Annotated in this window: 4 protein-coding genes; all 4 read left to right on the forward strand. The window is 28.0% G+C overall.

Annotated elements, in window-relative coordinates; all coding sequences use genetic code 11:
* On the forward strand, positions 1 to 1,434 hold a 1,434-nt coding region (locus BSF41_RS23445; protein WP_141248189.1), incomplete at its 5' end, for an ATP-binding protein.
* 3 nt (positions 1,435 to 1,437) lie between these two features.
* A complete protein-coding gene (locus tag BSF41_RS23450) occupies positions 1,438 to 2,115 on the forward strand; it encodes a hypothetical protein (RefSeq protein WP_095931899.1) in 678 nt (225 codons plus the stop codon).
* A complete protein-coding gene (locus BSF41_RS23455) occupies positions 2,105 to 2,740 on the forward strand; it encodes an HNH endonuclease (RefSeq protein ID WP_172426972.1) in 636 nt (211 codons plus the stop codon). Before BSF41_RS23450 ends, BSF41_RS23455 begins: the two co-directional genes overlap by 11 nt.
* Positions 2,733 to 3,329 (forward strand): Eco57I restriction-modification methylase domain-containing protein (locus BSF41_RS23460; protein ID WP_141248190.1); only part of this gene is annotated, 597 nt, incomplete at its 3' end. The genes BSF41_RS23455 and BSF41_RS23460, both read left to right, overlap by 8 nt.

The raw sequence follows: 3,329 nt of genomic DNA on the forward strand, positions 1-3,329 counted from the left end.
AAATTATTAAATGATGTTGGAAGTTTTGACTTAACATTTTATTATTTAAAATTTTCTAATTCAATAAAGGAAGGCTATCCTTTTAGAATGGTTGTAGCTAGTGAACGAAAATCGACATTAGAACGTTTCGGAGGGGTTAAGATTTATAGAGATTCTTTTAGAGTACGTCCTTATGGAGATCCCACGAATGATTGGTTAAAATTGGGAGCAAGAGTTGCTCAAAGCCCTGCTGGTGCCGGACAAAGAATTGGTGATTGGAGAGTAAGGCCCGAACAAACCGCTGGCATCATTTCCATTTCCAGAAAGAATAATCCGCTTTTAATTGATAAATCTGATAGAGGTGCATTACAGGAAAATGATGCTTTTGATACATTTAAAACTATTATTGTTGCAGTAATTCATGAATTCGAATTTGATAGAACTAAAATGCTTAATCCTTTATTTTTAAGAAATCAAAAGGAGAAAGAGGAAAAAAAAGAAAAAGAAATTCAAAAAAGAGCGGAAGTACTTGCAAACAAAATAGTTGCGGAAAGGAAAAAAGTAGAAGAATCTATTTATGGAAAAAATAACAAAATAGATTTATTTCAGGCAAAAAAAGAAGAAGAAGAAAAAAAAACATATGAAGAAGCTTTTAAAGATACTTTTAAAGCAATAGAGGATGAAAGGCAAGAACAAGAAAATCAAGAAATTGTTCAGGTTAGATCTTTGGCAAGTCTAGGATTAGTAGTATCTTCTTTTGCCCATGAACTTAAAGAAATAAAAGATAATGCGTTAGAAATAAAAGAACTTGAAGAAATATTTAAGTCTAGTGTTCCAGATGAAAACAAAAACTTACAAGAGTATAAAGATGGTATTGACATAATTGATTTGCTAGGAGAAAATTCCGATAAAATAATTCATTGGGTAGATTACGCTTTAACTGCAATAAAGAAAGATAAACGAACAAGAGGAAAATTTGAATTTTCCATTTTTTTTAAATCTTTAGAAAAATCTTGGAATAGAATATTTAAGAAAAAAGATATTAGACTAACTATCGTTGACAATACAGCTGAAGCAAATTATGATTTTAGAGCTTTTGAAATGGATATATCAACAATTTTTACAAATTTAATTAATAACTCCATTGATTCTTTTAACAATTTAAATCAAATTCAAGATCGAAATATTGATATAATTGTAAACCTTAAAGATGAATATTTAGAAATTATTTATTCTGACAATGGTGTTGGTTTAGATGAAGTTTTTGAAGATAAAGATGAAATATTTTTACCATTCAAAACTGCAAAACGAGATAGAAAAGGTAAAGAAATAGGAACAGGTTTAGGAATGTATTTAGTTAAATCTGTAATTGATGACAATAATGGAACAATTGATATATTAGCCCCAGAGATTGGCTTTTCTGTCTTAATATCATTCCCAATTAGAAAAAAATAAATCATGGAAACAAAGTATAGAATTGGTTATGTTGATGAAGATATTAATCAAGTTAAAAAATATCAAAGAAGATTCAGAAAGTTAGGTTTTGAAGTTATTGGGTATGATTTTATAAAAGGAATGCGACTTGACGAATTAATGGATCAAATTTATAATTCTAATATTGATTTATTAATGATCGATTATAAATTGGATGAATCTAATAAAGTTACCTTTAATGGTGAAGCCGTTGAAAGCGAAATCTATGATAGCAGACCTTTATTTCCTCACATTATTTTTACAAATAAGAAAGATGATGCAGAACCTCATGTAGAAGATTGGAAGATTATTTTTGAGAAAGACGATATCTTCAACGAAGGTGAAGAAGACGAAAAAAAAGTTACACATTTTGTAACAATACTTGAAAGAAGTATTGAACAATACAAAAAACATATTCAAAAAAGAAAAAATGAAATATCACATTTGCTAGAAAAAGGGCAATCCAAAAAGCTAAGTTCTGAAGAAAAACATATATTATTAAAATTGCAAAAAGAATTAAAAGTTTTAGACAGTACATATAAAGTAGAAGTTCCTGAATATTTGATGCTTACAGAGAATATTGCTGAAAGTGAAAACTTAAAAAATGAAGCGGAATTACTTTTACAAAAACTTATTGAAAAAAGGAAAAACAATGAGCATTAGAGAAGCAATACCAATCAGAAGAAATAAGCCTACAAAATCTGAGGAAGGAAATAATTACACTAAGCATAAACCAGATTTACAGAAAGATTTCAATTTTTCTTGTGGATATTGTGGTGCCTTTGACGGTTTTGGCTATACAAAAACGTACTTCGAAATAGATCATTTTGTTCCAAAAGACTTTCTGCTTAAAAGTAAAAGTAAAATAGGTTTATCTAAATATTCCAACCTAGTGTATTCCTGTAGGTTTTGCAATAATAACAAGACAAAACATTGGCCTTCCCAAAGAGATGATGTTTATGTTATAAATGAAGAAGGTTTCGTAGAACCATGTGACATAAAATATGAATCAAATTTATATAGAACCGAAGAAGGATCAATCATGTGGAGTACGCCAATTGGCAAATGGATGGCAACAGTTGCATTTAAATTTGATGAAAGAACAGAAGAAATCAAACTACTATGGAAATATAATAAAACAAGAATAGCTATTGAAAAAATTATTGATGAATTAAATCGATATCCTGATAATAGCAACGAATATAAAAAAATAAAAAGCGAGCTTTTACCACTTTTTGAAAAGCATTATTTTTTACAAAAAGAACTAGCCACATTTTACAATGGATAAAAAAAATACAGGTTCATATTATACGCCTTCTTACTTGGCGAGTTTTATTTCAAAAAGAGTTTTATCTCACTTTGAAAGTAGATCCCGTATGTCAATTTTAGAACCAAGTGTCGGTGATGGTGCTTTTGTTGAAGAATTTTCAAAAACTACTAATTTAAATATTAAACTTACTGCCTTAGATATTAATCAAGAAGAGTTAAATAAAGCTTCTAAAAAATGGAATAAAAAAAACTCAGTATTTATTAAAACTGATTTTTTGGAGTATAATGATAGTAAAAAGTTTTCAGCAATTATTGGAAACCCTCCATATGTAAAAAAAAATAGACTTACACAAAAACAAATTGAATTAAGCAAAATAATTCACGAAAATGAAAATTTAACCGAAACTTCTGTTAAAAATATTTGGGCAACATTTTTAATTAAATCAAATACATTATTATTAGAAAATGGTGTTATTGCTTTTGTCCTTCCTTCGGAACTATTACAAGTTAAATTTGCAGAAGAAATTCGTGAATACCTAAAAAAAGAATTTGAAAGAATTGAAGTTTTTACTTTTAATGATTTAATGTTTGAGTGTAAAGGGCAAGAT

The organism is Flavobacterium sp. ACN2, from assembly GCF_002303885.1.
In the GTDB taxonomy this organism is placed as follows: Bacteria; Bacteroidota; Bacteroidia; order Flavobacteriales; family Flavobacteriaceae; genus Flavobacterium.